A 25,655-nucleotide genomic window follows, 5' to 3' on the forward strand; every position below is an offset into this window, starting at 1 on the left:
ATTCTATTTTAAAGGCTAAATGGCAACAATTTTTTCCGTGCTTTTCGCTACTCTTGGCACAAAATGACAAATGGATATTAATGATGAACAGCACCTGGGTTAAAAATGCCATCAATGAGATTAACGCGGATTATCAGCGCTCGGCTGACACGCATCTCATCCGCCTGCCGTTACCCGCCTTTGAAGGTATCCAGCTCTATCTGAAAGATGAAAGCACCCACCCGACCGGCAGCCTGAAGCACCGGCTTGCGCGTTCGCTGTTCCTCTATGGGTTGTGCAACGGCTGGATTAAAGAAGGTACGACCATTATTGAATCCTCTTCCGGATCAACAGCGGTCTCCGAAGCCTATTTCGCCCGTCTGCTGGGACTGCCATTTATCGCCGTCATGCCCGCCTGCACGGCCAAACGAAAAATCGAACAGATCGAATTTTACGGCGGACGCTGTCATTTCGTGGACAGCGCCTGCGAGATTTATGCCGCCTCAGAACAGTTGGCGCACGAGTTGAACGGCCATTATATGGATCAGTTCACCTATGCCGAACGCGCCACCGACTGGCGCGGTAATAACAATATCGCCGACAGCATCTTCCGTCAGATGCAGTGCGAGCCGCATCCCGTACCAAAACACATTGTGATGAGCGCCGGAACCGGTGGGACCTCCGCGACCATTGGTCGCTACCTCCGCTGTCAGGGTTACGATACACAATTGACGGTGGTGGACCCGGAAAACTCGGTTTTCCTGCCTTTCTGGCAAACGCGTGATGCCACGCTGCGCAGTCCTGTCGGCAGTAAAATTGAGGGAATTGGACGCCCGCGCGTCGAACCGTCGTTTATTGCCGACGTAGTCGATGAGATGTTGCGTGTCCCTGATGCCGCCAGCGTAGCGACCGCGCACTGGCTGGAAACGCAGTTGGGCCGTAAAGTGGGAGCCTCAACAGGCACCAACATGTGGGGCATGCTGCAACTCGCCGCCCGCATGCGTGAAGCCGGAGAAACCGGTTCGCTGGTGACGCTCCTGTGCGACAGCGGCGAGCGCTATCTGGACACCTACTACCATGCCGAATGGGTAAGTACCCATATTGGCGATCTCACTGCGTCGAAAGCAGAACTCGCCCGGTTGCTGAATGTGAATTAAATCAAAAAAAACCGGGCTGAACGCCCGGTGCTGGTAGGGTCTCTCATTCGGGGGAATAAGGAAGATTTGGATAGTCCAGCCAATGTGTCAAAAAGTGTGATACCGCCTGATTGCGACAATGACCAATCACCGGTAAATGAGGAAGCTCAGCAATAAGTTGCGGCATGGCATTGCCCATGATCAGGCCATGCCCGACGCTGCCGAGCATTTCGCGATCGTTCATGGCGTCACCAAACGCCATGCAGTCCGCCAGGGTCAGACCCAGATGCCCGCTCAGTACCTCCAGCGCAGAACCTTTGTTACAGCCCACCGGCAGCACTTCCAGACAATCGACCGCTGAGAAGCAAAGATGCGCTCGCGCACCTAACACCTCTTCAAGCTGAATTTTCAGCCGCGTCAGATCGTCGTGATCGCTACAGAAGCAGATTTTGGTTACCCGATCTGCCGGGATTCGCGCAACATCCACAATCTGATAGCGAAACCCGCTATAGACATGGGCGTGCAGCATTTCAGGGATCTCTTGTGCGGTAAACCAGCCGCTATCGTTGAAGACATGCATGCTCGCCTGCGTGTCCCAGCGCTGATGCAGGACGATCTCCGCAACACCCGGCTCCAGATCCTGACGATGCAACACCTCGCCTTCCAGCGAGTGGATACGCGTCCCGTTGCCGGTAATCAGAAAAGCATCGAGCGAAAAGGTGCCGAGAATATGGCGCATTTCCAACACATGGCGCCCGGTAGCAAACGTCAGGGTGATGTCGCGTTCGCGCAGTCGCGCCAGAGTGGAGAGCGTTTCATCACCCAAAAGATGATTCGGCATCAACAGGGTGCCATCCATATCAAATGCAGCCAGGCGCGCCATCTCTTTCTCCACTCGGTGACGGATTAACTTGTGATTGAGTATTACCTGATATATACGGAAGTAATAGTGAATAGATAAAAGGAATTGTTCCGGGTTTATATGCGACTTCTCAATCGGCTTAATCAGTACCAGCGCCTCTGGCAGCCCTCTAACGGCGAACCGCAGAACGTGACCGTGGGAGAACTGGCTGAACGCTGCTTTTGTAGCGAGCGGCATGTCCGCACGTTGTTGCGCCAGGCGCAGGAATCGGGCTGGCTGGTCTGGGAGGCACAGTCCGGACGCGGTAAACGCGGGTTGCTACGTTTTCTGGTGACCCCGGAATCATTACGCACCGCAATGATGGAACAGGCGCTGGATAAGGGCCAGCAGCTTAGCGTACTGGAGCTGGCACAACTGGCGCCCGGTGAACTGCGGGCCATGCTGCAGCCCTTTATGGGGGGTCAATGGCAAAACGACACGCCTACGCTGCGTATTCCCTATTACCGTCAGCTTGAACCGCTACATTCCGGTTTTCTTCCTGGTCGCGCCGAGCAACATCTGGCGGGGCAGATTTTCTCCGGCCTGACCCGTTTTGACAGCCAGACGCAGCGTCCCTGTGGGGATTTAGCCCATCACTGGGATATCTCCGCCGACGGGTTGCGCTGGGATTTCTATATTCGCTCGACGCTGTTCTGGCACAACGGCGACACGGTAGAGACCGCGCAACTGCATCAGCGATTGCTGATGCTGCGCGAACTCCCGGCGCTGAACCGACTGTTTATCAGCGTGAAGCACATTGAGGTGACGCATCCTCAGTGCCTGACGTTTACCCTGTTCCGCCCGGACTTCTGGCTGGCGCATCGCCTGGCAAGCTACGGTAGCCTGCTGGCCCATCCGGAACACCCCGTCATTGGGACTGGGCCTTTCCGTCTGACGCTGTTTACGCCGGAACTGGTACGTCTGGAAAGCCATGAGCATTACCATCTCGCACATCCGCTGCTGAAAGCCATTGAATACTGGATCACTCCCCAGCTTTTTGAGCAGGATCTGGGAACCAGTTGTCGCCACCCGGTACAGATTACCATTGGCAAACCTGAAGAGCTCGCTACGGTAAGCCCGGTGAGCACTGGTATCAGCCTCGGTTTTTGCTATCTCACACTGAAAAAAAGCCCCCGCCTGACGCGACTACAGGCTCGTCGACTGGTCAGCCTCATTCATCGTTCTTCGCTGTTGCAAACGCTGGATGTAAGGGAAAACCTGATTACCCCTTGCAACGAACTGTTACCTGGCTGGGCCATTCCCCAGTGGGAGGGGATGAAAGCCGTTGAGCTGCCGAAAAAAATAACGCTGGTTTATCATCTGCCGGTGGAACTGCATACCATGGCAGAACGCCTGCGCCATACGCTGGCAACCCTGGGTTGCGAACTGACGTTGATTTTTCATAACGCGAAAACCTGGGATGGCTGCCAACGGCTTGCCGAAGCGGATCTGATGATGGGAGACCGCCTGATTGGCGAAGCGCCCGAGTATACACTCGAACAGTGGCTGCGCTGTGATTCACTCTGGCCGCACGTGCTTGATGCCTCGGCGTTCTCACATCTTCAGGCCACGCTGGACGCGCTACAAATCAGACCGGAAGAGGATCATCGCCATGCCGCTTTGCGGCACGTTTTCGCCAGCCTGATGGATGACGCCACGCTGACGCCACTGTTTAACTATCACTACCGCATCAGCGCGCCGCCGGGTGTGAACGGGGTACGCTTGAATCCGCGCGGCTGGTTTGAATTCACCGAAGCCTGGCTACCGCCTCCAGCATCGTGAAGAAGCTGGTCGACGAGCAATGCAGGCGTTACCATAGCCGCTTTAGTGATTGATCAGGATTAGCCATGAAACGTGCCGTCGTAGTTTTCAGTGGAGGCCAGGACTCCACCACCTGTCTGGTGCAGGCGTTGCATCAGTATGATGAAGTGCATTGCGTGACCTTTGATTATGGTCAGCGCCATCGCGCGGAGATTGATGTTGCACGCGATCTGGCCCTGAAATTGGGTGCACGCGCGCACAAAGTGCTGGACGTGACGCTGCTCAGTGAACTGGCGGTCAGTAGCCTGACCCGTGACAACATCCCGGTTCCGGATTACCAACCGGATGCCGATGGGATCCCGAATACCTTTGTCCCGGGACGCAATATACTGTTTCTGACCCTGGCAGCGATTTATGCTTATCAGGTAAAAGCAGAAGCGGTAATTACCGGCGTCTGTGAGACCGATTTCTCCGGTTATCCTGACTGCCGTAATGATTTTGTCGAAGCGCTGAATCACGCCATCAAGCTGGGCATGGCGAAAGATATCCGCTTTGAAACGCCGCTGATGTGGATTGATAAAGCGGAAACCTGGGCGCTGGCAGATTATTGGGGCAAGCTGGATCTGGTGCGGAAAGAAACGCTGACCTGCTACAACGGCATTAAGGGCGACGGTTGCGGCCACTGTGCGGCCTGTAATCTGCGTGCGAATGGCCTGAATCATTACCTGGCGGATAAACCAGCCATCATGGCGGCAATGAAGCAGAAAACAGGGTTAAAGTGATCGATTTGCCGGATGGCGGTGTACGCACCTTAATCCGGCCTGGCGACATTCACCGTTGTCAATATCGCCCGTAGGCCTGATAAGCGAAACGCCATCAGGCTCCTTTCCGTTACTTCACCATCTGCTCCAGTTTTTCACGCAACTCTCCTTCCAGCGGCAGCGCTTTTTGCGATTTCAGATCGATACAGACGAACGTAATGAGCGCATCAGCCACCACCTGTCCTTCCGGTTCCAGCGTAATCACCTGGCTTAGGATACCGCTTTTCCCGTTGAGTTGTTGCACCTGGCTGGTGACAGTCAGCAGGTCACTTAACACGGCAGGACGGCGGTAGTTGATATTGATGTTGACCACCACGAAAGCGATATTATGCGCAGTCATCCACTGGAAACTGTCACTGTTTTCCAGCCCTTCCCAGCGCGCTTCTTCCAGAAACTCCAGATAACGCGCATTGTTGACGTGCTGGTAGACATCAAGATGATAACCACGAACTTTGATTTGTGTTTGCATAGCGCTAAAACCTTATGTTTTTGTTATACGTAAGACATGAACAGAGAGGTCATAACTGGTATGACCTCTCATAGTCTGGCAAATTTTAGCCACTGCGCAAGTTATTAAAGTGTTAAAATCGACAGATTACGCTCTACCAGCGAATTCCCCATCCCCGGCACCTGCTTGAGATCTTCCACCGTTTTAAACGGGCCGTACTCCTCACGATAGCTGACTATCGCCTGCGCTTTCTTCAGGCCGACACCGTTCATCGCTCGCGCCAGTTCTTCTGCCGATGCGGTATTGATGCTGACCCTGGTGCCCTCTTCAGTGCTGGCTTTCGCCGGAACTGCGGCTTTGTTTTGCCCTGCGACCGGCGCGTTTGCGCTGGTCTCCACCGCCGGGCTTTTTGCTGCCGCTGTCGATGACGCTGCCAGTGCGCTTTGTGTCACGCCCGCGCAGGCGAAGGAAAGGGTGATAAGTAATGCTTTGATTCCATGTTTCATACTGTTTTCTCCTTGTGTGTTAACAGTGGAATCACGATAGCGAGGGAGAAACCAACGAACAAATAGCAAATTGCAGAAATGGAAAAGGCCGCGAAAGCGGCCTTTTGGTGTTACAACAATTGTGCAATGATTTGCGAGACGCCTCGATGATTACTGCTGCTGATCCATCGCGTCGCCGATTTTGATTTTTGCGGCTTTGCGCAGGTTACTCATCAGCGCTTCAAAGACAATCTGCGCATTGTTCTGGGTGATCCCCTGAACCATGGCTTTTTTCTGTTCTTCCGGCATGGATCCCGCTTTCACATCGTCCAGCGCCAGCAGAACCACATTGCCCTGCATATCGTTGGCAATGCCATAGCTTGGCTTATCTTTCGCCGGCAGGCTCAGTCCAAACGCCGCCTGGCTAACTGGATCCTGGCCCGTACGGCTCAGCGTTTTAGACTCACCAAAGCTCAGACCCGCTGCTTTCATCGCTTCTGCGCCTTTACCGGCCTTCAACTCAACCAGCAGTTTTTCCGCATCCAGTTTTGCCTGCTGCTCTGCTTTGTTGTGCTTAACCAGCGCGGTAACCTGATCTTTCACGTCAGACAGCGGCTTCACGGCTTCCGCTTTGTGATCGCTGATACGCAGAACAAACGCGCGATCGCCATCCACGGTGATGATATCGGAGTTTCTGCCCGGCGCGCCGTTTTCGCCCACCAGAGCGCCATCAAAAATGGCATCTGATACCGGTTTGAAATTCAACTCTTCCGGCAGACTGTCGTGACTGAACCAGCCCGTCTGTACCGCTTTCACGCCCGCCGCCTGTTCAGCACCCGCCAGAGATTCCGTATCATTATTCGCCGCATCGCTCACTTTCTGCTGTAAAGCAAAGTAAGCATCCAGCGCTTTTTCCTGTTTCACTTTCGCTGCGATGTCATCGCGGACTTCGCTCAGCGGTTTCACAACCGCCGGTTGAATGTCGTCCAGACGCACAACCAGGAAGCCGACAGAAGATTTAATCACGCCTGAAAGCTGGCCCTTCTCTTTCAGTCCGGCATTTTTCAGCTCATCCGGCGTGGTGGCGTCTTCCAGCCAGCCCATATCGCCGCCGTTGCGGGCTGAAATGATGTCGGCAGATTTCTCTTTCGCCAGCGCAGCAAAGTCACCGCCTTTGTTCAGCGCGTCCAGTATCGCTTTCGCTTCATCTTCCGTTTTAGTCTGGATGATGCTGTAACGGTTACGCTGCGCTTGGGTAAACTGATCCTGATGCTGATCGTAATAAGACTGGATGTCTTCATCACCGACTGGCTTTTGCATTGAGGCTGCGTCCAGCTTGATGTAGCTGACGCGGAACTGTTCCGGCGTCATGAAGCTATTTTTGTGCTGCTCGTAGTAGCTGGCTACTTCCTGATCCGTCACCGACTGCTTCGCTGCAAGCGCATTAACATCAATCGTGGCCTCACGAACGACGCGTTGCTGAGAGACCAGCGCCGCCAGCTCATCGGTCTCGCCTTTGAGCATAAAATCCGTACCCGCGACGCCGCTGATGAGTTGCTGCGTGGTCAGTTGGTTACGCAGCGCCTGGGCATACTGGTCAGCGGTCATCCCCATCTGATTTACAATCGCGTTGTAGCGGTTGTTATCAAACTTGCCATCGACCTGAAATGCCGGCGTAGAGAAAATAGCCTGTTTCACCTGCTCGTCGCTGATACCCAATTTGAGTTCGCGGGCATATTGGTCAAGCAGCGCTTCATCAATCAGACGATTGAGCGTCTGCTGACGCAGCGTTTTCATGTAACCTTCGTTTGCCGCGAGCTCAGAGTACTGGTCGCCCAACTGTTGCTGCATGCGATTACGTTCGCTGTTGAACGCATTCTCAAACTGCCCACGGCTGATTTCCTGGTCATTCACTTTAGCGGCGTAGTTGTTGCCTCCGCCAATCAGGTAACCACTCACGCCGGTCAGAATGAACGACACGATAATGATTCCGAAAATAATCTTGAGCACGAGACTGTTAGCAGCCGTGCGTAAGCTGTCCATCATGGTGTAACCACACTCCGCTGTAGGTGAATATACACTTCGCGCAGCATAGCGTTGCCTGAACGCTGCGCATAAAAGCCTATTGTGACAAGAAACGGGGGCGATTGTCAGCCCACAACGTGTAGAAAATCGGTTCAAAAATAAAAAAGGCACATCAATTGATGCGCCCTTGTACTGAGTCCTGTCCCCGGAAGGGGATCACGCTTAGTTTACTGCGTCTTTCAGTGCTTTACCTGCACGGAAACCAGGTACTTTGGCGGCAGCAATGGCGATCTCTTTACCTGTTTGCGGGTTGCGACCAGTACGGGCAGCACGCTCTTTAACAGCAAAAGTACCAAAACCTACCAGCGCAACGTCATCCCCTTCTTTAAGAGATTCGGTAACAGAAGCAATAATTGCGTCTAACGCACGCCCTGCCGCAGCTTTGGAGATATCAGCCCCTGCAGCAATTTTGTCGATCAGTTGAGATTTATTCACTCTTCTCTTCCTCATTATAATTTATATCGCACCAGAATCCTTCAAAGTGCGACCGCGCAGCAGTTATATCAGGCCTGCCATGCCCTTACAACACCCGATAATGATGGCAAGCCCAATCCGTCATCTAAATTAGCTATACAAAAAAAGGCTGGCAAGTACGAAATGGCCTGCCAGCCCTGTTTTTATTAGTGCTCTTTGCGCAAGGTCACTATTTTGCCGTCACAACCTGCATTCCAGAGGGTTCATTTTGCAATGCGAGGGTCAGAACCTCTTCAATGCGTTTTACCGGATGAATGTCCAAATCAGCGATAACATTGTCCGGAATCTCTTCCAGGTCACGTTTGTTTTCATCTGGAATTAAGACCGTTTTAATACCACCGCGGTGCGCAGCCAGAAGTTTTTCTTTTAGCCCACCGATCGGCAATACCTGACCACGCAGGGTGATCTCACCGGTCATCGCCACATCGGCACGCACCGGGTTACCGGTCAGGCAGGAAACCAGCGCGGTACACATTGCAATACCGGCGCTCGGGCCGTCTTTCGGCGTCGCCCCTTCCGGTACGTGAACGTGAATGTCGCGTTTTTCGTAAAAGTCCGGATTAATACCCAGTTTTTCCGCACGCGCGCGCACCACGGTCAGCGCAGCCTGAATGGATTCCTGCATCACTTCACCCAGCGAACCGGTGTAGGTCAGCTTGCCTTTGCCCGGTACACACGCGGTTTCGATGGTCAGCAGATCGCCGCCCACTTCCGTCCACGCCAGACCGGTCACCTGACCCACGCGGTTTTCATTGTCCGCGCGACCATAGTCAAAACGCTGTACGCCCAGGTAGTCATGCAGGTTATCGCCATTGATCACAATATGTTTCAGCGATTTATCCAGCAGCAACTGCTTAACCGCTTTACGGCACAGTTTGGAGATTTCACGTTCCAGACTGCGCACGCCAGCTTCACGAGTGTAGTAACGAATGATGCCGATAATGGCGCTGTCGTCGACCGTCAGCTCACCTTTCTTCAGTGCGTTACGCTCAATCTGCTTCGGCAGCAGGTGCTGTTTCGCAATGTTCAGCTTTTCATCTTCGGTATACCCGGACAGACGGATCACTTCCATACGATCCAGCAGTGGTGCTGGAATGTTCATGGAGTTGGAGGTCGCGACAAACATGACGTCGCTGAGATCGTAGTCCACTTCCAGGTAGTGATCGCTGAACGCCACGTTCTGCTCAGGATCCAGCACCTCAAGCAGTGCGGATGCAGGATCGCCACGCATATCAGAAGACATTTTGTCGATCTCATCGAGCAGGAACAGCGGGTTTTTAACGCCCACTTTCGCCATTTTCTGGATCAGTTTACCCGGCATAGAGCCGATGTACGTCCGACGGTGACCGCGAATTTCCGCTTCATCACGCACGCCGCCCAGCGCCATGCGGATGTATTTGCGCCCGGTCGCTTTGGCGATGGACTGGCCGAGAGAGGTTTTACCCACCCCCGGTGGTCCCACCAGGCACAGGATCGGTCCCTTGATTTTGTTCACACGGCTTTGTACCGCGAGATACTCAAGGATACGGTCTTTCACACGCTCCAGACCATAATGGTCGGTATCAAGGATTTCCTGCGCCTGACGCAGGTCTTTTTTGACCTTGCTACGCGCATTCCACGGCACCTGTACCATCCAGTCGATGTAGCCCCGAACCACGGTCGCTTCCGCCGACATCGGAGACATCATTTTCAGCTTCTGCAGTTCAGCTTCCGCTTTCTCTTTCGCCTCTTTCGGCATTTTTGCCGCGTCGATCTTACGTTTCAGCGCTTCGTTTTCATCCGGCGCGTCGTCCATTTCGCCGAGTTCTTTCTGAATCGCCTTCATCTGCTCATTCAGATAATACTCACGCTGAGATTTCTCCATCTGCTTTTTCACGCGGTTGCGAATGCGCTTCTCAACCTGCAGCAGATCGATTTCAGACTCCATCATCGCCATCAGATACTCCAGACGCTCATTCACGTCTGACATCTCCAGCACGGACTGCTTATCCGCCAGCTTCAGCGGCATATGGGCCGCGATGGTGTCAGCCAGGCGCGCCGGATCGTCGATGCTATTGAGCGACGTCAGCACTTCTGGTGGGATTTTCTTGTTCAGCTTGATGTAGCCTTCGAACTGGCTGATCGCCGTGCGTACCAGCACTTCCTGTTCGCGCTCGTCAATAGCAGGCGAATCAAGGTACTCCGCTTTCGCAGAGAAGTGTTCGCCGTTATCAGACAGCGCAGAAATACGCGCACGCTGCAATCCTTCGACCAGCACTTTAACGGTGCCGTCAGGCAGTTTCAGCATCTGCAAAATAGAGGCCACGGTTCCGACGGTGAAAAGATCGTTTACACCCGGCTCATCCGTTGATGCTTCTTTCTGGGCGACCAGCATAATTTTTTTATCATGGTCCATAGCCGCTTCCAGACAACGGATAGATTTTTCCCGCCCTACAAACAAGGGTATGACCATGTGCGGATAAACCACCACATCGCGCAACGGCAATACGGGGATTTCAATGCGTTCAGAACGCTCAGGATTCATAGAGCTCTCTCTTAGTTTAGTGTCCGCCAGGTAATCAGATGACATAGCTGTGCTTCACGCCACCTTTAACATGTATGTCAGTATATGGGGATGTTTCCCACACATTCAACGCCATGATTACGGAAAAATAAAAGGGGAGATAAAATCCCCCCTTTTTGATTAACTGATTGTAAGCGCTGGCTAATTATTCACCAGATGCCTGCTGAGCTTCCGGCTTGCCGTAAATCAGCAATGGCTTGCTCTGGCCGCCGATCACCGACTCATCAATCACCACTTTTTCGACGTCTTCCATCGAAGGCAGATCGTACATGGTATCCAGCAGCGCGGCTTCAACGATGGAACGCAGACCACGGGCACCGGTTTTACGCGCCATCGCTTTGCGGGCAATCGCATCCAGCGCTTCGTCGCGGAATTCCAGGTCAACGCCTTCCAGATTAAACAGCGCCTGATACTGCTTGGTCAGCGCGTTTTTCGGCTCTTTCAGGATCTGGATCAGCGCCTCTTCACTGAGTTCGCTCAGCGTCGCCACAACCGGCAGACGACCAATGAACTCAGGAATCAGACCAAACTTGATCAAATCTTCCGGTTCAACCTGCGAAAGCAGTTCGCCTTCGCTGGCTTTGTCGGATTTTGCTTTCACCGTCGCGCCAAAACCAATACCGGAGCCGGTTTCAACACGATTGGCGATCACTTTATCCAGGCCGGCAAATGCACCGCCACAGATGAACAGGATCTTAGAGGTATCTACCTGCAAGAATTCCTGCTGCGGATGCTTACGTCCCCCCTGCGGTGGAACGGCAGCAACCGTTCCTTCGATCAGTTTCAGAAGCGCCTGCTGAACGCCTTCGCCAGAAACATCACGGGTGATGGACGGGTTGTCAGACTTACGGGAAATCTTGTCGATTTCATCGATATAGACGATACCACGCTGCGCTTTCTGCACATCGTAGTCGCACTTCTGCAACAGTTTTTGAATGATGTTCTCAACGTCTTCGCCCACGTAACCTGCTTCGGTCAACGTGGTGGCATCCGCCATCGTAAACGGAACGTCCAGCAGGCGCGCCAGTGTTTCCGCCAACAACGTTTTACCGGAACCGGTCGGCCCGATCAGCAGAATGTTACTTTTACCTAACTCGACGCCATTGCTGGTATCGCCGTTACGCAGACGTTTGTAGTGGTTGTATACCGCGACCGCCAGCACTTTCTTCGCCTGTTCCTGACCAATGACGTAATCGTCAAGGTGGTTACGGATTTCATGTGGCGTCGGCAGCGCACTGCGCTCACGATGTGGTGCAACTTCCTTAATCTCTTCGCGAATGATGTCGTTACACAGATCGACACATTCATCGCAGATATACACGGATGGACCGGCAATGAGCTTACGCACTTCATGCTGGCTTTTGCCGCAAAAAGAGCAGTACAACAATTTGCCCGAGCCATCTTTGCGTTTATCTGTCATGAGTTAAAACCTCTTCTTTGTTCTTTGTGCCGCACACGACGACGCAAATGCCATTCTCAGGCGCAACTCGCTTTGTCGCGTTGTGCCGCCCCTGGTAAGTATAGCGGCAGAGTTGCGCCCCGGGCATCAATTACGATGGGTCAAAATCGAGTCGACTAAGCCATACTCAACTGCCTCAGCGGCAGAGAGGAAGCGATCGCGCTCAGTATCACGCTCAATCTGTTCAAGAGATTGACCCGTATGGTGTGCCATAAGTTCGTTCATGCGCCCTTTAACTTTCAGGATTTCACGGGCGTGAATCTCAATATCTGTCGCCTGACCCTGGTAGCCGCCTAACGGCTGGTGAATCATCACGCGGGAGTTCGGCAAGCAGAAACGTTTACCTTTCGCCCCAGCGGTCAGCAAGAACGCGCCCATTGAGGCCGCCTGGCCCATACAGATGGTGCTGACATCTGGCTTAATAAACTGCATGGTGTCATAAATCGACATACCTGCGGTGATTACGCCGCCCGGTGAGTTAATGTACAGGTAGATATCTTTTTCCGGGTTTTCCGCTTCCAGGAACAGCATCTGCGCCACGATCAGGTTAGCCATATGATCTTCGACCTGGCCGGTCAGAAAAATGACACGTTCCTTAAGTAGACGAGAGTAGATATCAAAAGAGCGCTCACCACGTGAGGTCTGTTCAATGACCATCGGCACCAGCGCCATATGGGGTGCAAAGTTATCTCGTTCGCCGCTGTATGACATTTCCGTCTCCTGGATAAAAAATGAAAAAACCTGCTGTACCGATTGTAACCTTATGGACGGATTATCAGCTAGTCCCTCTGTTATGGGTACGGCATCGCCTTAATTCAAGCATAACAATCTTTTGCTTTAACGCTAACACCGAAAAACGCTTTTTCGCACGCTTCCATGCAAAAGTCATGACAAAAAAAAGACCCGCCACCTGAGGGGGACGGGCCTTTGTGCGAAATTCGCGCGCTTAAGCGGAATTACGCCTGCTGGTTCATCAGCTCATTGAAGGTCGTGGCTTTTTCAGTCACCTTAGCTTTCGCCAGAACCGCTTCAACAGCCTGTTCTTCCAGAGCGACGTTACGCATGTTGTCCATCAACTCTTTATTTTTGCTGTAGAACTCGATCACTTCTTTCGGATCTTCGTAAGCAGAAGCCATCTCTTCGATCAGGCCCTTCACGCGATCTTCATCCGCTTTCAGTTCGTTGGTACGAATCACTTCGCCCAGCAGCAGCCCCACGACTACGCGACGCTTAGCCTGCTCTTCGAACAGCTCACGCGGCAGTTCCAGCGCTTGTTTCTCGTTACCACCGAAACGCTGAGCAGCCTGACGACGCAGAACGTCGATTTCGCTGTCAACCAGTGCCGCAGGAACGTCGATGTCGTTTGCTTTCACCAGACCGTCGATTGCCTGAGATTTAATACGGTTACGCACTGCGCCTTTCAGCTCGCGATCCATGTTTTTACGGACTTCAGTACGCAGACCGGCAACAGAACCATCCTCAACGCCGAAACGCTTGATAAATTCTTCAGTCAGTTCCGGCAGCTCACGCTCTTCCACTTTCTTCAGGTTGATGGCGAACTTCGCCGCTTTACCCTTCAGGTTTTCAGCGTGGTAGTCTTCCGGGAAAGTCACGTCGATAGTGAACTCTTCGCCTGCTTGGTGACCTTTGATACCGTCTTCAAAGCCCGGGATCATACGACCCTGGCCCATCGCCAGTACGAAATCGGACGCTTTACCGCCTTCGAACTCTTCGCCGTCTACAGAACCGGTAAAGTCGAGGGTAACGCGGTCTTCTGCATCTGCAGCGCCGTCTTTATCTTTCCAGGTCGCCTGCTGCTTACGCAGGGTGTCCAGCATCACATCAACATCTGCGTCGGTGACTTCAACAACCGGTTTTTCGACTTCGATTGCGTCCAGACCGGTCAGTTCAACTTCCGGATAGACTTCGAATTCTACCGCGTAGGTGAAGTCTTCACCCAGTTTGTATTCGCCCGGAACGTAGTTCGGTGCGCCAGCCGGATTGATTTTTTCTTTAATGATGGCATCAACGAAGTTGCGGCTCATCAGGTCACCCAGAACGTCCTGGCGAACAGATGCGCCATAACGCTGAGCAACAACATTCATCGGTACTTTGCCTTTACGGAAGCCGTCAATACGCACTTTCTTCGCTACGTTGACCAGCTCGCTTTTAACAGCGGTCTCGATGCTGTCAGCAGCGATAGTAATCGTTACACGGCGGCCAAGGCCTTGAGTGGTTTCAACTGAAACTTGCATCTTGTTACCTCAAAAAATCACAGTGCTCGGTCAACTCTACTCCGCAAGCACAGATTATTAGCTTCGCGGAACCGGGATGTTCTCTTAATCAATCACATTCCCTGTCGTCAGAATCATCCCGAAGACATTCAAATAAGACGCGGCATTATAGCGGCATCACTTTTATGAGTCGAGAACGGTTATTGCGCGTTGCTGCGGCATTTTTCACAATTCCCGGCTATTGTTGCCCTGAAAAGGCTTTGACCTGCGCAAAATTAAGACAAAACAAAACGGCCCGCAGGCCGTTTTCACATAATCTTTAGCAACATACTGGAAAAGCGCCAGCGGTTGCAAATACGTTTTTAGGCGATGCTTCCCGCACCACGACATGGCGGTGACGCAAAGATCGTATCCTGCAACCCTTCCCACTCTTTAATGGTATAGGTATGCAGCGCCAGCGCATGGACCGTTGAGGACAGTTCTGCGGTTAACGTACCGTAGATCATCCGATGACGATTTAAAAAACGCTCGCCGGTAAAGCGATCGCTTACCAGAACGACTTTAAAGTGGCTTTCTGAACCAGCCGGGACATTATGACGATAGCTTTCATCCACGACCTCGAGGAACACGGGTTGGAACGCTGCCCTTAATTTTTCTTCTATTTGCTCACGTATCATCATGATATATCTCCTCAAACGGCGCTGAGATGTCACCCATCTCTTTAAATATTAGCCGCTTTTACCGGTTCCATTACACCATTACAACAAAAATTTAGCCTTCGTCTGATTTTCGCCGCCAGGGCGATGAAGTTTACTGATTAAACCCGCTGGGTGATGGCATAAATACCAGATTTGATCTCTATAAACGCATTATTCGGACAACATAATGAATTTACATGCGTTACCCACTTCCCCTCGCCGTTGGCGATGTTATGATGGCGGGAATTATTCTCTATCCATATGATTAAGAGTTACTGAGAGCACGAACATGTTAAAAAAAATCCTCTTCCCGTTAATCGCGCTTTTCATGCTGGCAGGCTGTGCGACACCGCCAACCACGATTGACGTTTCGCCTAAAATCACGCTTCCACAGCAGGATCCGAGCCTGATGGGCGTGACCGTTAGTATTAATGGTGCCGATCAGCGTCCGGACCAGGCGCTGGCGAAAGTGACCCGCGACAATCAACTGGTAACACTGACCGCCTCCCGCGATCTGCGTTTCCTGTTACAAGAAGTACTGGAAAAACAGATGACCTCGCGCGGCTATATGGTCGGTCCGAACGGTGCGGTGAACCTGCAAATCATCGTCAGTCAGCTGTATGCTGATGTGTCTCAGGGCAACGTTCGCTATAACATCGCCACCAAAGCTGATATCGCGATCATCGCGACGGCAGCCAACGGCAACAAGATGACCAAAAACTACCGTGCCAGCTACACGGTTGAAGGTGCGTTCCAGGCGACCAACAAGAATATCGCCAACGCGGTTAACAGCGTGCTGACCGATACTATTGCTGATATGTCTCAGGACACCAGCGTCCACGATTTCATCAAACAGAACGCTCGATAAATTCAGCCCCCTGACCCGGCACCGCGCCGGGTCAGCTTTATATGCCCATGCCCAGTCATTACTTTCGCATTTTTCAGCAACCTAAATCAGCTATTCTGCTGATGTTGGGTTTTGCCTCCGGCCTACCGCTCGCGCTGACCTCCGGTACGCTTCAGGCGTGGATGACGGTCGAGAATATCGATCTGAAAACCATCGGTTTCTTTTCGTTGGTCGGTCAGGCCTACGTCTTTAAGTTTCTCTGGTCCCCGGTCATGGACCGCTACACACCGCCCTTTTTAGGTCGTCGTCGTGGCTGGTTGCTGACCACCCAATGTCTGTTGTTATTATCTATTGCGGCGATGGGTTTTCTGGAGCCGGGTAGCCAGTTGCGCTGGATGGCGGCGCTGGCAGTGGTGATTGCTTTTTGTTCGGCGTCGCAGGATATCGTGTTTGATGCCTGGAAAACGGATGTCTTAGCCGCTGAAGAACGCGGGACCGGTGCGGCAATCAGCGTGCTCGGCTATCGTCTCGGGATGTTAGTGTCCGGCGGGCTGGCGTTGTGGCTGGCCGATCGCTGGCTCGGCTGGCAGGGCATGTACTGGCTGATGGCGGCGTTGCTGATCCCCTGCATTATTTCTACCCTGCTCGCCCCCGAACCGACCGACACCATCCCGGTACCGAAAACGCTGGAACAGGCGGTAGCCGCCCCACTGCGTGATTTCTTCGGTCGCAACAACGCCTGGCTGATTTTGCTGCTCATCATCCTTTATAAGCTGGGCGATGCCTTCGCCATGAGCCTGACCACCACCTTTTTGATTCGTGGCGTGGGCTTTGACGCTGGTGAAGTGGGCGTCGTCAATAAGACGCTGGGACTGATCGCCACCATTATTGGCGCGCTGTACGGCGGGGTCCTGATGCAGCGGCTGACGCTGTTTCGCGCCTTATTCATTTTCGGCATTCTGCAGGGCGTCTCCAACGCCGGTTACTGGCTCCTTTCGGTGACGGACAAACATATGTTCAGCATGGCTGCTGCGGTGTTTTTCGAAAACCTGTGTGGAGGAATGGGCACGTCGGCCTTTGTCGCGTTGCTGATGACGCTGTGTAATAAGTCGTTTTCCGCCACTCAGTTCGCTCTGCTGTCGGCACTGTCTGCCGTCGGGCGCGTCTATGTCGGCCCGGTTGCCGGTTGGTTTGTCGAAGCGCACGGCTGGTCGACGTTTTATCTTTTCTCCGTCGTGGCCGCCGTTCCGGGTCTGATATTGCTGTTAGTGTGTCGGCAAACGCTGGAGTACACGCGACAGAGTGAAAGTTTCCTGCCGCGAACAGAATTCCGTTCGGCCTACAGTCTGGCGTTATGGATTTTGATGGCAGGATGCGCGTTGCTTGCCGTCTGGCTGCTGCTGCTGTCAATGAACGCAATGGACTTTACTCACTTCTCCTTCCTCGCCGGACTGCTGGAAGTCGCGGTAACGGTCGCCATTTTTGGCATCGTGTTTGGTGGATTACTCGACTATCTGGCGCTGCGCAAAACGCGACTGGTGTAAGCGCCCCTTTATTTAGCCGTTGTAATCACCCTGCGTAATTATATCGGCTAAATAAGCAGCAACTGAAAAAAATAATATTTGTTGTTTTGTGCGCAATAGAATCTGGAAATTATTGACGCCTTTTATAGGTTTTATTTTCCTTACTCGATTCAGCCTGAACATATTTATTTTTTGTATTTTATTTGTCTTTTTATTGATAATCATTTGTTAATTAATTGTTTTATTTTTGCATTGGTTATACCAATTGCCCTCCCATCACCTCCCTGGAGTCTCCTTTCGTTATAACGTGATGTTGCAACAGGTTCTTAATGCTGAGACGACATATCTTGCAACATATGTGACACGGGCGGCAGAACCCGGTAACACAGATCCAATGATGTTTACAGTAATGTAACCTTCCCGTAAAATGCCCACACACTTTAAACGCCACCAGGTCCCGTGGAATTGAGGTCGTTAAATGAGACTCAGGAAATACAATAAAAGTTTGGGATGGTTGTCATTAATTGCAGGCACTGCATTACTCAGTGGCTGTAATTCTGCGCTGTTAGATCCCAAAGGACAGATTGGACTGGAGCAACGTTCGCTGATACTGACGGCATTTGGCCTGATGTTGATTGTCGTTATTCCTGCAATCTTGATGGCTGTAGGTTTTGCCTGGAAGTACCGTGCAAGCAATAAAGATGCGAAGTATAGCCCGAACTGGTCACACTCCAATAAAGTGGAAGCCGTGGTCTGGACGGTGCCTATCTTAATCATCATTTTCCTTGCCGTGCTGACCTGGAAAACCACTCACGCTCTTGAGCCAAGCAAGCCGCTGGCGCATGACGAGAAGCCCATTACCATCGAAGTGGTTTCCATGGACTGGAAATGGTTCTTCATCTACCCGGAACAGGGCATTGCAACCGTGAATGAAATCGCCTTCCCGGCGAACACTCCGGTGTACTTCAAAGTGACCTCTAACTCCGTGATGAACTCCTTCTTCATTCCGCGTCTGGGTAGCCAGATTTATGCCATGGCCGGTATGCAAACTCGACTGCATCTGATCGCCAATGAAGCCGGTACCTATGACGGTATCTCCGCAAGCTATAGCGGCCCTGGCTTCTCAGGCATGAAGTTCAAGGCTATCGCAACAGAGGACCGCGCCGCATTCGACCAATGGGTTGCTAAAGCGAAACAGTCACCGAACACAATGAGCGACATGGCTGCGTTCGAGAAAGTGGCTGCACCAAGCGAATACAACCAGGTGGAATATTTCTCCAACGTGAAACCCGATTTGTTTAAAGACGTTATTAACAAATTTATGGCTCACGGCCAGAGCATGGACATGACCCAACCAGAAGGTGAGCACAGCTCGCACGAAGGGATGGAAGGCATGGACATGAGCCACGCGGAAGCCGCCAACTCAAGGGGCTGAGGAAGAATACGATGTTCGGAAAATTATCACTGGATGCAGTCCCGTTCCATGAACCTATCGTCATGGTTACGATCGCTGCCATTATCGTCGGGGGTCTGGCTTTATTAGCCTTGATCACTTACTTCGGTAAGTGGACCTACCTGTGGAAAGAGTGGCTCACGTCCGTTGACCACAAGCGTCTTGGCATCATGTATGTCATCGTCGCTATCGTGATGTTACTGCGTGGTTTTGCCGACGCCATCATGATGCGTAGCCAGCAGGCGCTGGCCTCTGCGGGTGAAGCGGGCTTCCTGCCGCCTCACCACTACGACCAGATCTTCACGGCTCACGGCGTGATCATGATCTTCTTCGTGGCAATGCCTTTCGTTATCGGTCTGATGAACCTGGTGGTTCCCCTACAGATCGGTGCGCGTGACGTTGCGTTCCCGTTCCTGAACAACCTGAGCTTCTGGTTCACCGTTGTCGGCGTAATTCTGGTTAACCTGTCTCTGGGCGTCGGTGAGTTCGCGCAGACCGGTTGGCTGGCCTATCCGCCACTCTCGGGAATAGAGTACAGTCCCAGCGTCGGGGTCGATTACTGGATCTGGAGTCTCCAGCTATCCGGTATTGGTACGACGTTAACCGGTATCAACTTCTTCGTGACTATTCTGAAGATGCGTGCACCGGGCATGACCATGTTCAAAATGCCGGTCTTTACCTGGGCATCACTGTGCGCGAACATCCTGATTATCGCGTCGTTCCCTATCCTGACGGTTACCGTCGCGTTGCTGACCCTGGATCGCTATCTGGGCACCCATTTCTTTACCAACGATATGGGCGGCAACATGATGATGTACATCAACCTGATTTGGGCATGGGGCCATCCGGAAGTGTACATTCTGGTTCTGCCGGTGTTCGGGGTGTTCTCCGAAATCGCGGCGACCTTCTCGCGTAAACGTCTGTTTGGTTACACCTCGCTGGTCTGGGCGACCGTGTGTATTACCGTACTGTCGTTCATCGTCTGGCTGCACCACTTCTTCACCATGGGTGCTGGCGCGAACGTAAACGCCTTCTTCGGTATTACCACCATGATTATCGCCATCCCGACCGGGGTGAAGATCTTCAACTGGCTGTTCACCATGTATCAGGGCCGCATCGTTTTCCACTCCGCTATGCTGTGGACGATTGGCTTTATCGTGACCTTCTCAGTCGGCGGGATGACCGGCGTTCTGCTGGCGGTTCCGGGCGCGGACTTCGTCTTGCACAACAGTCTGTTCCTGATTGCGCACTTCCATAACGTCATCATCGGCGGTGTGGTCTTCGGGTGCTTCGCCGGTATGACCTACTGGTGGCCAAAAGCGTTTGGCTTCAAGCTGAACGAAACCTGGGGTAAACGCGCCTTCTGGTTCTGGATCATCGGCTTCTTCGTGGCCTTTATGCCGCTGTACGTGCTGGGCTTTATGGGGATGACCCGTCGCCTCAGCCAGCAGATTGACCCGCAGTTCCACCCCATGCTGGTTGTTGCCGCCTGCGGCGCCGCGCTGATTGCACTGGGTATCCTGTGCCAGCTGATTCAGATCTTCGTCTCTATTCGCGACCGCGAGCAGAACCGTGACCTGACCGGTGACCCGTGGGGGGGGCGTACGCTGGAGTGGGCAACATCGTCTCCGCCACCGTTCTACAACTTTGCCGTTGTGCCGCACGTTCACGAGCGTGATGCATTCTGGGAAATGAAAGAGAAAGGTGAAGCGTACAAGCAACCTGCGCATTATGAAGAAATTCATATGCCGAAAAATAGCGGTGCGGGCATTGTGATTGCGGCGTTCTCTACCGTCTTCGGTTTCGCCATGATCTGGCATATCTGGTGGCTGGCGATTGTAGGCTTCGCAGGCATGATCATTAGCTGGATTGTGAAAAGCTTTGACGAGGACGTGGACTACTACGTACCAGTCCCGGAAGTCGAAAAACTGGAAAACCAGCATTTCGATGAGATTTCTAAGGCAGGGCTGAAAAATGGCAACTGATACTTTAGCGCACGCGACTGCCCACGCGCACGAACACGGGCACCACGACGCAGGCCAGACCAAAATCTTCGGATTTTGGATCTACCTGATGAGCGACTGCATTCTGTTCTCTATCCTGTTCGCAACCTATGCCGTTCTGGTGAATGGCACCGCAGGTGGCCCAACGGGTAAGGACATTTTCGAGCTGCCGTTCGTTCTGGTTGAAACTTTCCTGCTGTTGTTCAGCTCCATCACTTACGGCATGGCGGCGATCGCCATGCACAAGAACAACAAGAGCCAGGTGGTTTCCTGGCTGGCGTTGACCTTCTTGTTTGGTGCCGGCTTCATCGGGATGGAAATCTATGAATTCCATCATCTGATTGTTAACGGTATGGGCCCGGATCGCAGCGGCTTCCTGTCAGCGTTCTTCGCGCTGGTCGGCACCCACGGTCTGCACGTGACCTCTGGTCTTATCTGGATGGCCGTCCTGATGGTGCAAATCGCCCGTCGCGGCCTGACCAGCACCAACCGTACTCGCATCATGTGCCTGAGCCTGTTCTGGCACTTCCTGGATGTAGTGTGGATCTGTGTGTTCACTGTTGTTTATCTGATGGGGGCGATGTAATGAGTCATTCTAACGTGAGCAGCGGCGCGTCCCATGGCAGCGTAAAAACCTACATGGCAGGTTTTATCCTGTCGGTAATCCTGACGGTCATTCCGTTCTGGATGGTAATGACGGGTGCTGCCTCTCCGGCCGTAATTCTGGGGACTATCCTGGCAATGGCAGTGGTGCAGATTCTGGTGCATCTGGTGTGCTTCCTGCACATGAACACCAAGTCTGATGAAGGCTGGAACATGACGGCTTTTGTCTTTACCGTGTTGATCATCGCCATCCTGGTTGTCGGTTCCATCTGGATCATGTGGAACCTCAACTACAATATGATGATGCACTAAGAGCGGCGGTTATGATGTTTAAGCAATACCTGCAAGTAACGAAACCAGGCATCATCTTTGGCAACCTGATCTCGGTGATCGGGGGATTCCTGCTGGCCTCCAAGGGCAGCATCGACTACCCCCTGTTCATCTACACGTTGGTCGGAGTGTCACTGGTTGTGGCGTCGGGTTGTGTATTTAACAACTACATCGACAGGGATATCGACAGGAAGATGGAAAGGACCAAAAACCGGGTGCTGGTTAAGGGACTGATCTCTCCTGGCGTCTCGCTGGTATACGCCACCCTGCTGGGTATTGCTGGCTTCATGCTGCTGTGGTTTGGCGCGAACCCTCTGGCCTGCTGGCTGGGAGTGATGGGCTTTGTGGTTTATGTGGGCGTTTACAGCCTGTATATGAAACGCCACTCGGTCTACGGGACGCTGATCGGCTCGCTCTCCGGCGCCGCGCCGCCGGTAATCGGCTACTGCGCAGTAACCGGTGAGTTCGACAGCGGTGCGCTGATTCTGCTGGCGATTTTCAGCCTATGGCAGATGCCGCACTCGTATGCCATCGCGATTTTCCGCTTTAAGGATTATCAGGCGGCTAACATCCCGGTTCTGCCGGTGGTGAAAGGCATCTCAGTCGCTAAAAACCACATCACGCTGTACATCATCGCGTTTGCTATCGCAACGCTGATGCTCTCTCTGGGCGGCTATGCCGGATATAAATATCTGGTGGTTGCGGCAGCGGTGAGCGTCTGGTGGTTAGGCATGGCGCTGCGCGGTTATAAAGTAGAAGATGACAGAGTCTGGGCGCGCAAACTGTTCGGCTTCTCCATCATCGCCATTACTGCGCTCTCCGTGATGATGTCCGTCGACTTTATGGTGCCGGATTCACATAATCTGCTGACCTACGTCTGGTAAGTTCATCATCATTTAAAAAGGGCGCTCCAGCGCCCTTTTTATTTAGTAAAAATATTATTCAGTCATAGAGCCATTTCCCCGCCTCCGCTGATTCCGCAAACATCCTTACGGTTAAAGGCAAGCGTGTTGCCTCTACGTCTGCTCTTTTGGCTTTGAACCAGCGTGTCAGAAGTGGTGTATTTTGCCAAGGGAAATAAGATCGCCAGTTAACACAAGATAAATCAACATTGAATTCCTTCTCGTACCGGTCTAAAGCGCTGTGAAGGTCATCACCGGGAGCATCAAACAAATCTGAGTCAAGCTCTAGAGGGATCTCTTTCCAGTCATCATCCAATTCACTCGAAATCTCATCCCTGAACATCTCAAGAACATCGTTAGTTATCGTCATTAAAAGGAGGTCCACTTTATACGATCGCCTGGTCGGGCAATCATGTTATATTTCTCTTGTGTACGATTTGAGATTCGGTATAGCGTTGTTACAAGTGAAGCCCAACCGAGCCAAGGGGTATAACGTGCGATAACGGCTGCAAGACTCGTCGTAGTTCTTATCTTTACACCTACAGGTGTTTTTACTCTTATCCCAAAAGGCGTTTTAACATCCTTCAAAATCATACGTGCATATTTCGAAATAACGCTAGTTCCCTTAATAGCCCCATCTGGTTTCGTTCTTGTTCTTAACCATGGTTGACCTGCAAGGATCGCAGCCCCAGAGACGGAATCAATCCCCATCTCGTTACAGAATTCTTCCAGGAAAATGATGTCGAGTAATTCACCCGGCGTTAAGTTAGTCGAGCCGTGATAAAAGTACGTCCCATTTGCTTCTTCCGTCGTATCCATTCGCCGCTCCTTGCACTATCTGACAATGCTTTCAATGTAAACAGCCGAAAAGTAATGTCAAATAAAATAATTTAAAAAAAACTAATAACATATGTTATTAACTCATAATTCCTTCTACACCGATCCGCATAATGTTGTGGTTTACCCCATTCCTTCCCCGCTTTACACTAGTCGCGAAATTAAGACTGAGGTGGGAATGAACGATTATAAAATGACGCCGGGTGAGTTGCGCGCCACCTGGGGTTTAGGGACCGTGTTTTCTCTGCGCATGCTTGGCATGTTTATGGTCCTGCCGGTTCTGACCACATACGGCATGGCGCTACAGGGTGCCAGCGAAGCCTTAATCGGGCTTGCCATCGGCATCTATGGTCTGGCACAGGCCATTTTTCAGATCCCTTTTGGACTGCTCTCCGACCGTATCGGTCGTAAGCCGCTGATTGTCGGCGGACTTGCTGTGTTTATCCTCGGCAGCATCATTGCCGCGCTGTCAGACGCGATCTGGGGCATTATTCTTGGCCGAGCGTTACAGGGGTCGGGCGCGATCGCCGCCGCGGTGATGGCGTTGCTGTCAGACCTCACCCGCGAACAAAATCGCACGAAAGCGATGGCGTTTATTGGCGTAAGCTTTGGCATCACTTTCGCGATCGCTATGGTACTTGGACCAATAATTACCCATGCTCTGGGACTCAATGCGCTTTTCTGGATGATTGCGGTCCTGGCGACGCTTGGGATCATCATTACGCTGTGGGTTGTGCCCGACAGTGCCAACCACGTGCTCAATCGCGAATCGGGGATGGTGAAAGGCAGTTTCAGCAAAGTGCTCGCGGAGCCCAAACTACTGAAGCTCAACTTCGGCATCATGTGTCTGCATATTCTGCTAATGTCCACCTTCGTTGCCCTGCCCGGCCAACTTGCCGACGCCGGTCTGCCTGCCGCCGAACACTGGAAGGTGTATCTGGTGACGATGTTGATTTCCTTTGGCTCGGTCGTGCCGTTTATTATCTATGCCGAAGTGAAGCGGCGGATGAAACGGGTGTTCCTGTTCTGCGTGGCGCTGATTGTCGTCGCGGAAATTGTACTCTGGGGCGCGGGTAACCATTTCTGGGAACTGATTCTCGGCGTGCAACTGTTCTTCCTCGCCTTCAACCTGATGGAAGCCCTCCTTCCTTCACTGATCAGTAAAGAGTCTCCGGCGGGCTATAAGGGAACGGCGATGGGCGTCTACTCCACCAGCCAGTTTCTCGGCGTCGCGCTGGGCGGTTCACTGGGCGGCTGGGTCGACGGGATGTTTGACGGACAGACGGTTTTCCTTGCCGGGGCGTTTTTAGCCGTTGCCTGGCTCGCTGTCGCCAGCACCATGAAAGAGCCGCCGTATGTCAGTAGCCTGCGGGTGGTCATTCCACCGGAGATTGCCGCCGATGACGTGCTGAGACAGCGTTTACTGGCAACAGAAGGCGTCAGTGAAGTGTTGATTGCACAGCAGGAACATTCCGCCTATGTGAAAATCGACAGCAAAGTGACCAACCGCTTTGAAGTTGAGCAGGCCATCAGCCAGACGTAAAAAAGAAAACGGTCCGGAGAGCCGGACCGTTAAGATTAATCGCGGAAGTTTTTAAACTGGAACGGCTGTCCCAAATCGCCGCCGCGCACCAGCGCCATCACGGACTGGAGGTCATCACGGGATTTGCCGGTCACGCGAATCTCCTCGCCCTGAATCTGCGCCTGCACCTTCAGCTTGCTGTCTTTAATCAGCTTAACAATTTTCTTCTGCACGGCGCTCTCGATGCCCTGCTTCAGCTTCGCTTCCACAAACCAGGTTTTCCCACTGTGGACGAACTCTTCCGGGACATCGAGGGATGCCCCTTCAATGCCACGTTTAAGCAGCTTGGCACGCAGAATGTCCAGCAACTGGTTGACCTGGAAATCGGATTCGCTCAGCACTTTGATGGTCTTATTGGCATCATTGAGTTCAATGGTCGCTTCAACGCCACGAAAATCAAAACGTGACTCTACTTCACGAATGGCGTTATCCACACCGTTACGTGCTTCCTGAAGATCGACTTCAGAAACAATATCGAAAGATGGCATCTTTTCCTCTCCCTTCATTTTTGATGCGAAGCATAATACCTGC

Annotated in this window: 24 protein-coding genes; 11 read left to right on the plus strand and 13 right to left on the minus strand. The window is 52.5% G+C overall.

Annotation, left to right across the window (positions count from 1 at the left end; genetic code table 11):
- Positions 1-80: 80 nt before the first annotated feature.
- The gene (locus tag KE671_RS09190) at positions 81-1,136 is read left to right on the plus strand and encodes a PLP-dependent cysteine synthase family protein (protein ID WP_206162659.1); all 1,056 of its coding nucleotides are present in this window, start codon (positions 81-83) and stop codon (positions 1,134-1,136) included.
- A 43-nt stretch (positions 1,137-1,179) separates the two neighbouring features.
- Here KE671_RS09190 and cof read toward each other — a convergent pair whose 3' ends face one another.
- The gene (gene cof / locus KE671_RS09195; RefSeq protein WP_206162660.1) at positions 1,180-1,998 is read right to left on the minus strand and encodes an HMP-PP phosphatase; all 819 of its coding nucleotides are present in this window, start codon (positions 1,996-1,998) and stop codon (positions 1,180-1,182) included.
- Positions 1,999-2,097: 99 nt separating this feature from the next.
- Between cof and KE671_RS09200 the strand changes: the two genes are divergently transcribed.
- Both KE671_RS09200 and queC read left to right on the plus strand, forming a co-directional pair.
- Positions 2,098-3,798, plus strand: a complete 1,701-nt coding sequence (locus KE671_RS09200) for an SgrR family transcriptional regulator (protein ID WP_206162661.1) — start codon at positions 2,098-2,100, stop codon at positions 3,796-3,798.
- Between the two features lie 65 nt (positions 3,799-3,863).
- Entirely contained in the window at positions 3,864-4,559 is a 696-nt protein-coding gene (queC, locus tag KE671_RS09205) for a 7-cyano-7-deazaguanine synthase QueC (protein ID WP_206162662.1), read from the plus strand.
- Positions 4,560-4,668: 109 nt separating this feature from the next.
- Here the strand turns inward: queC and fadM are convergent, their stop codons facing one another.
- The 9 genes from fadM to bolA all read right to left on the minus strand — a co-directional run bounded on the left by fadM (position 4,669) and on the right by bolA (position 15,026).
- Entirely contained in the window at positions 4,669-5,067 is a 399-nt protein-coding gene (gene fadM, locus KE671_RS09210) for a YbgC/FadM family acyl-CoA thioesterase (RefSeq protein ID WP_206162663.1), read from the minus strand.
- A gap of 104 nt (positions 5,068-5,171) precedes the next feature.
- Positions 5,172-5,552, minus strand: a complete 381-nt coding sequence (locus tag KE671_RS09215; RefSeq protein WP_206162664.1) for a helix-hairpin-helix domain-containing protein — start codon at positions 5,550-5,552, stop codon at positions 5,172-5,174.
- 150 nt (positions 5,553-5,702) lie between these two features.
- Positions 5,703-7,577, minus strand: coding sequence for a peptidylprolyl isomerase (gene ppiD / locus KE671_RS09220; RefSeq protein ID WP_206162665.1), 1,875 nt, complete (start codon positions 7,575-7,577; stop codon positions 5,703-5,705).
- 201 nt (positions 7,578-7,778) lie between these two features.
- Complete coding sequence (gene hupB / locus KE671_RS09225) at positions 7,779-8,066, minus strand: nucleoid-associated protein HU-beta (protein WP_152754439.1); 288 nt, start codon at positions 8,064-8,066, stop codon at positions 7,779-7,781.
- A 193-nt stretch (positions 8,067-8,259) separates the two neighbouring features.
- Entirely contained in the window at positions 8,260-10,614 is a 2,355-nt protein-coding gene (gene lon, locus KE671_RS09230; protein WP_042285905.1) for an endopeptidase La, read from the minus strand.
- A 184-nt stretch (positions 10,615-10,798) separates the two neighbouring features.
- The gene (clpX, locus tag KE671_RS09235) at positions 10,799-12,073 is read right to left on the minus strand and encodes an ATP-dependent protease ATP-binding subunit ClpX (protein ID WP_042324505.1); all 1,275 of its coding nucleotides are present in this window, start codon (positions 12,071-12,073) and stop codon (positions 10,799-10,801) included.
- Between the two features lie 126 nt (positions 12,074-12,199).
- Positions 12,200-12,823 (minus strand): ATP-dependent Clp endopeptidase proteolytic subunit ClpP, encoded by a 624-nt coding sequence (clpP, locus tag KE671_RS09240; protein ID WP_002891804.1) that lies wholly within the window; start codon positions 12,821-12,823, stop codon positions 12,200-12,202.
- A 245-nt stretch (positions 12,824-13,068) separates the two neighbouring features.
- Positions 13,069-14,367, minus strand: coding sequence for a trigger factor (gene tig, locus KE671_RS09245; RefSeq protein WP_206162666.1), 1,299 nt, complete (start codon positions 14,365-14,367; stop codon positions 13,069-13,071).
- A gap of 341 nt (positions 14,368-14,708) precedes the next feature.
- The gene (gene bolA / locus KE671_RS09250) at positions 14,709-15,026 is read right to left on the minus strand and encodes a transcriptional regulator BolA (protein ID WP_206162667.1); all 318 of its coding nucleotides are present in this window, start codon (positions 15,024-15,026) and stop codon (positions 14,709-14,711) included.
- Between the two features lie 307 nt (positions 15,027-15,333).
- Between bolA and KE671_RS09255 the strand changes: the two genes are divergently transcribed.
- The 7 genes from KE671_RS09255 to cyoE all read left to right on the plus strand — a co-directional run bounded on the left by KE671_RS09255 (position 15,334) and on the right by cyoE (position 22,687).
- Positions 15,334-15,912 (plus strand): lipoprotein, encoded by a 579-nt coding sequence (locus KE671_RS09255; protein ID WP_206162668.1) that lies wholly within the window; start codon positions 15,334-15,336, stop codon positions 15,910-15,912.
- 47 nt (positions 15,913-15,959) lie between these two features.
- On the plus strand, positions 15,960-17,435 hold the full coding sequence (ampG, locus tag KE671_RS09260) for a muropeptide MFS transporter AmpG (RefSeq protein WP_206162792.1): 1,476 nt from the start codon (positions 15,960-15,962) through the stop codon (positions 17,433-17,435).
- 457 nt (positions 17,436-17,892) lie between these two features.
- A complete protein-coding gene (cyoA, locus tag KE671_RS09265) occupies positions 17,893-18,849 on the plus strand; it encodes a cytochrome o ubiquinol oxidase subunit II (RefSeq protein WP_061076640.1) in 957 nt (318 codons plus the stop codon).
- Between the two features lie 11 nt (positions 18,850-18,860).
- Entirely contained in the window at positions 18,861-20,852 is a 1,992-nt protein-coding gene (gene cyoB, locus KE671_RS09270; RefSeq protein WP_206162669.1) for a cytochrome o ubiquinol oxidase subunit I, read from the plus strand.
- Positions 20,842-21,456 (plus strand): cytochrome o ubiquinol oxidase subunit III, encoded by a 615-nt coding sequence (locus tag KE671_RS09275; RefSeq protein ID WP_206162670.1) that lies wholly within the window; start codon positions 20,842-20,844, stop codon positions 21,454-21,456. The genes cyoB and KE671_RS09275 overlap by 11 nt, the downstream gene beginning before the upstream one ends.
- Positions 21,456-21,785, plus strand: coding sequence for a cytochrome o ubiquinol oxidase subunit IV (locus KE671_RS09280; protein ID WP_206162671.1), 330 nt, complete (start codon positions 21,456-21,458; stop codon positions 21,783-21,785). The genes KE671_RS09275 and KE671_RS09280 overlap by 1 nt, the downstream gene beginning before the upstream one ends.
- A gap of 11 nt (positions 21,786-21,796) precedes the next feature.
- A complete protein-coding gene (gene cyoE, locus KE671_RS09285) occupies positions 21,797-22,687 on the plus strand; it encodes a heme o synthase (RefSeq protein WP_195295774.1) in 891 nt (296 codons plus the stop codon).
- A gap of 58 nt (positions 22,688-22,745) precedes the next feature.
- On the opposite strand, the gene KE671_RS09290 is transcribed toward cyoE, so the two are convergent.
- The gene (locus KE671_RS09290; RefSeq protein WP_241029785.1) at positions 22,746-23,075 is read right to left on the minus strand and encodes a DUF1493 family protein; all 330 of its coding nucleotides are present in this window, start codon (positions 23,073-23,075) and stop codon (positions 22,746-22,748) included.
- Positions 23,075-23,524 carry an STM2901 family protein gene (locus KE671_RS09295; protein WP_125368953.1) on the minus strand — a complete coding sequence of 150 codons (450 nt, stop codon included), beginning with the start codon at positions 23,522-23,524 and terminating at the stop codon, positions 23,075-23,077. Before KE671_RS09295 ends, KE671_RS09290 begins: the two co-directional genes overlap by 1 nt.
- 196 nt (positions 23,525-23,720) lie before the next feature.
- Between KE671_RS09295 and KE671_RS09300 the strand changes: the two genes are divergently transcribed.
- Positions 23,721-25,085 (plus strand): MFS transporter, encoded by a 1,365-nt coding sequence (locus KE671_RS09300; protein ID WP_206162673.1) that lies wholly within the window; start codon positions 23,721-23,723, stop codon positions 25,083-25,085.
- Positions 25,086-25,120: 35 nt separating this feature from the next.
- Here the strand turns inward: KE671_RS09300 and KE671_RS09305 are convergent, their stop codons facing one another.
- Complete coding sequence (locus KE671_RS09305) at positions 25,121-25,612, minus strand: YajQ family cyclic di-GMP-binding protein (RefSeq protein ID WP_043001587.1); 492 nt, start codon at positions 25,610-25,612, stop codon at positions 25,121-25,123.
- Positions 25,613-25,655: the final 43 nt, after the last annotated feature.

The organism is Citrobacter amalonaticus (assembly GCF_018252635.1).
GTDB lineage: Bacteria > Pseudomonadota > Gammaproteobacteria > Enterobacterales > Enterobacteriaceae > Citrobacter_A > Citrobacter_A amalonaticus_E.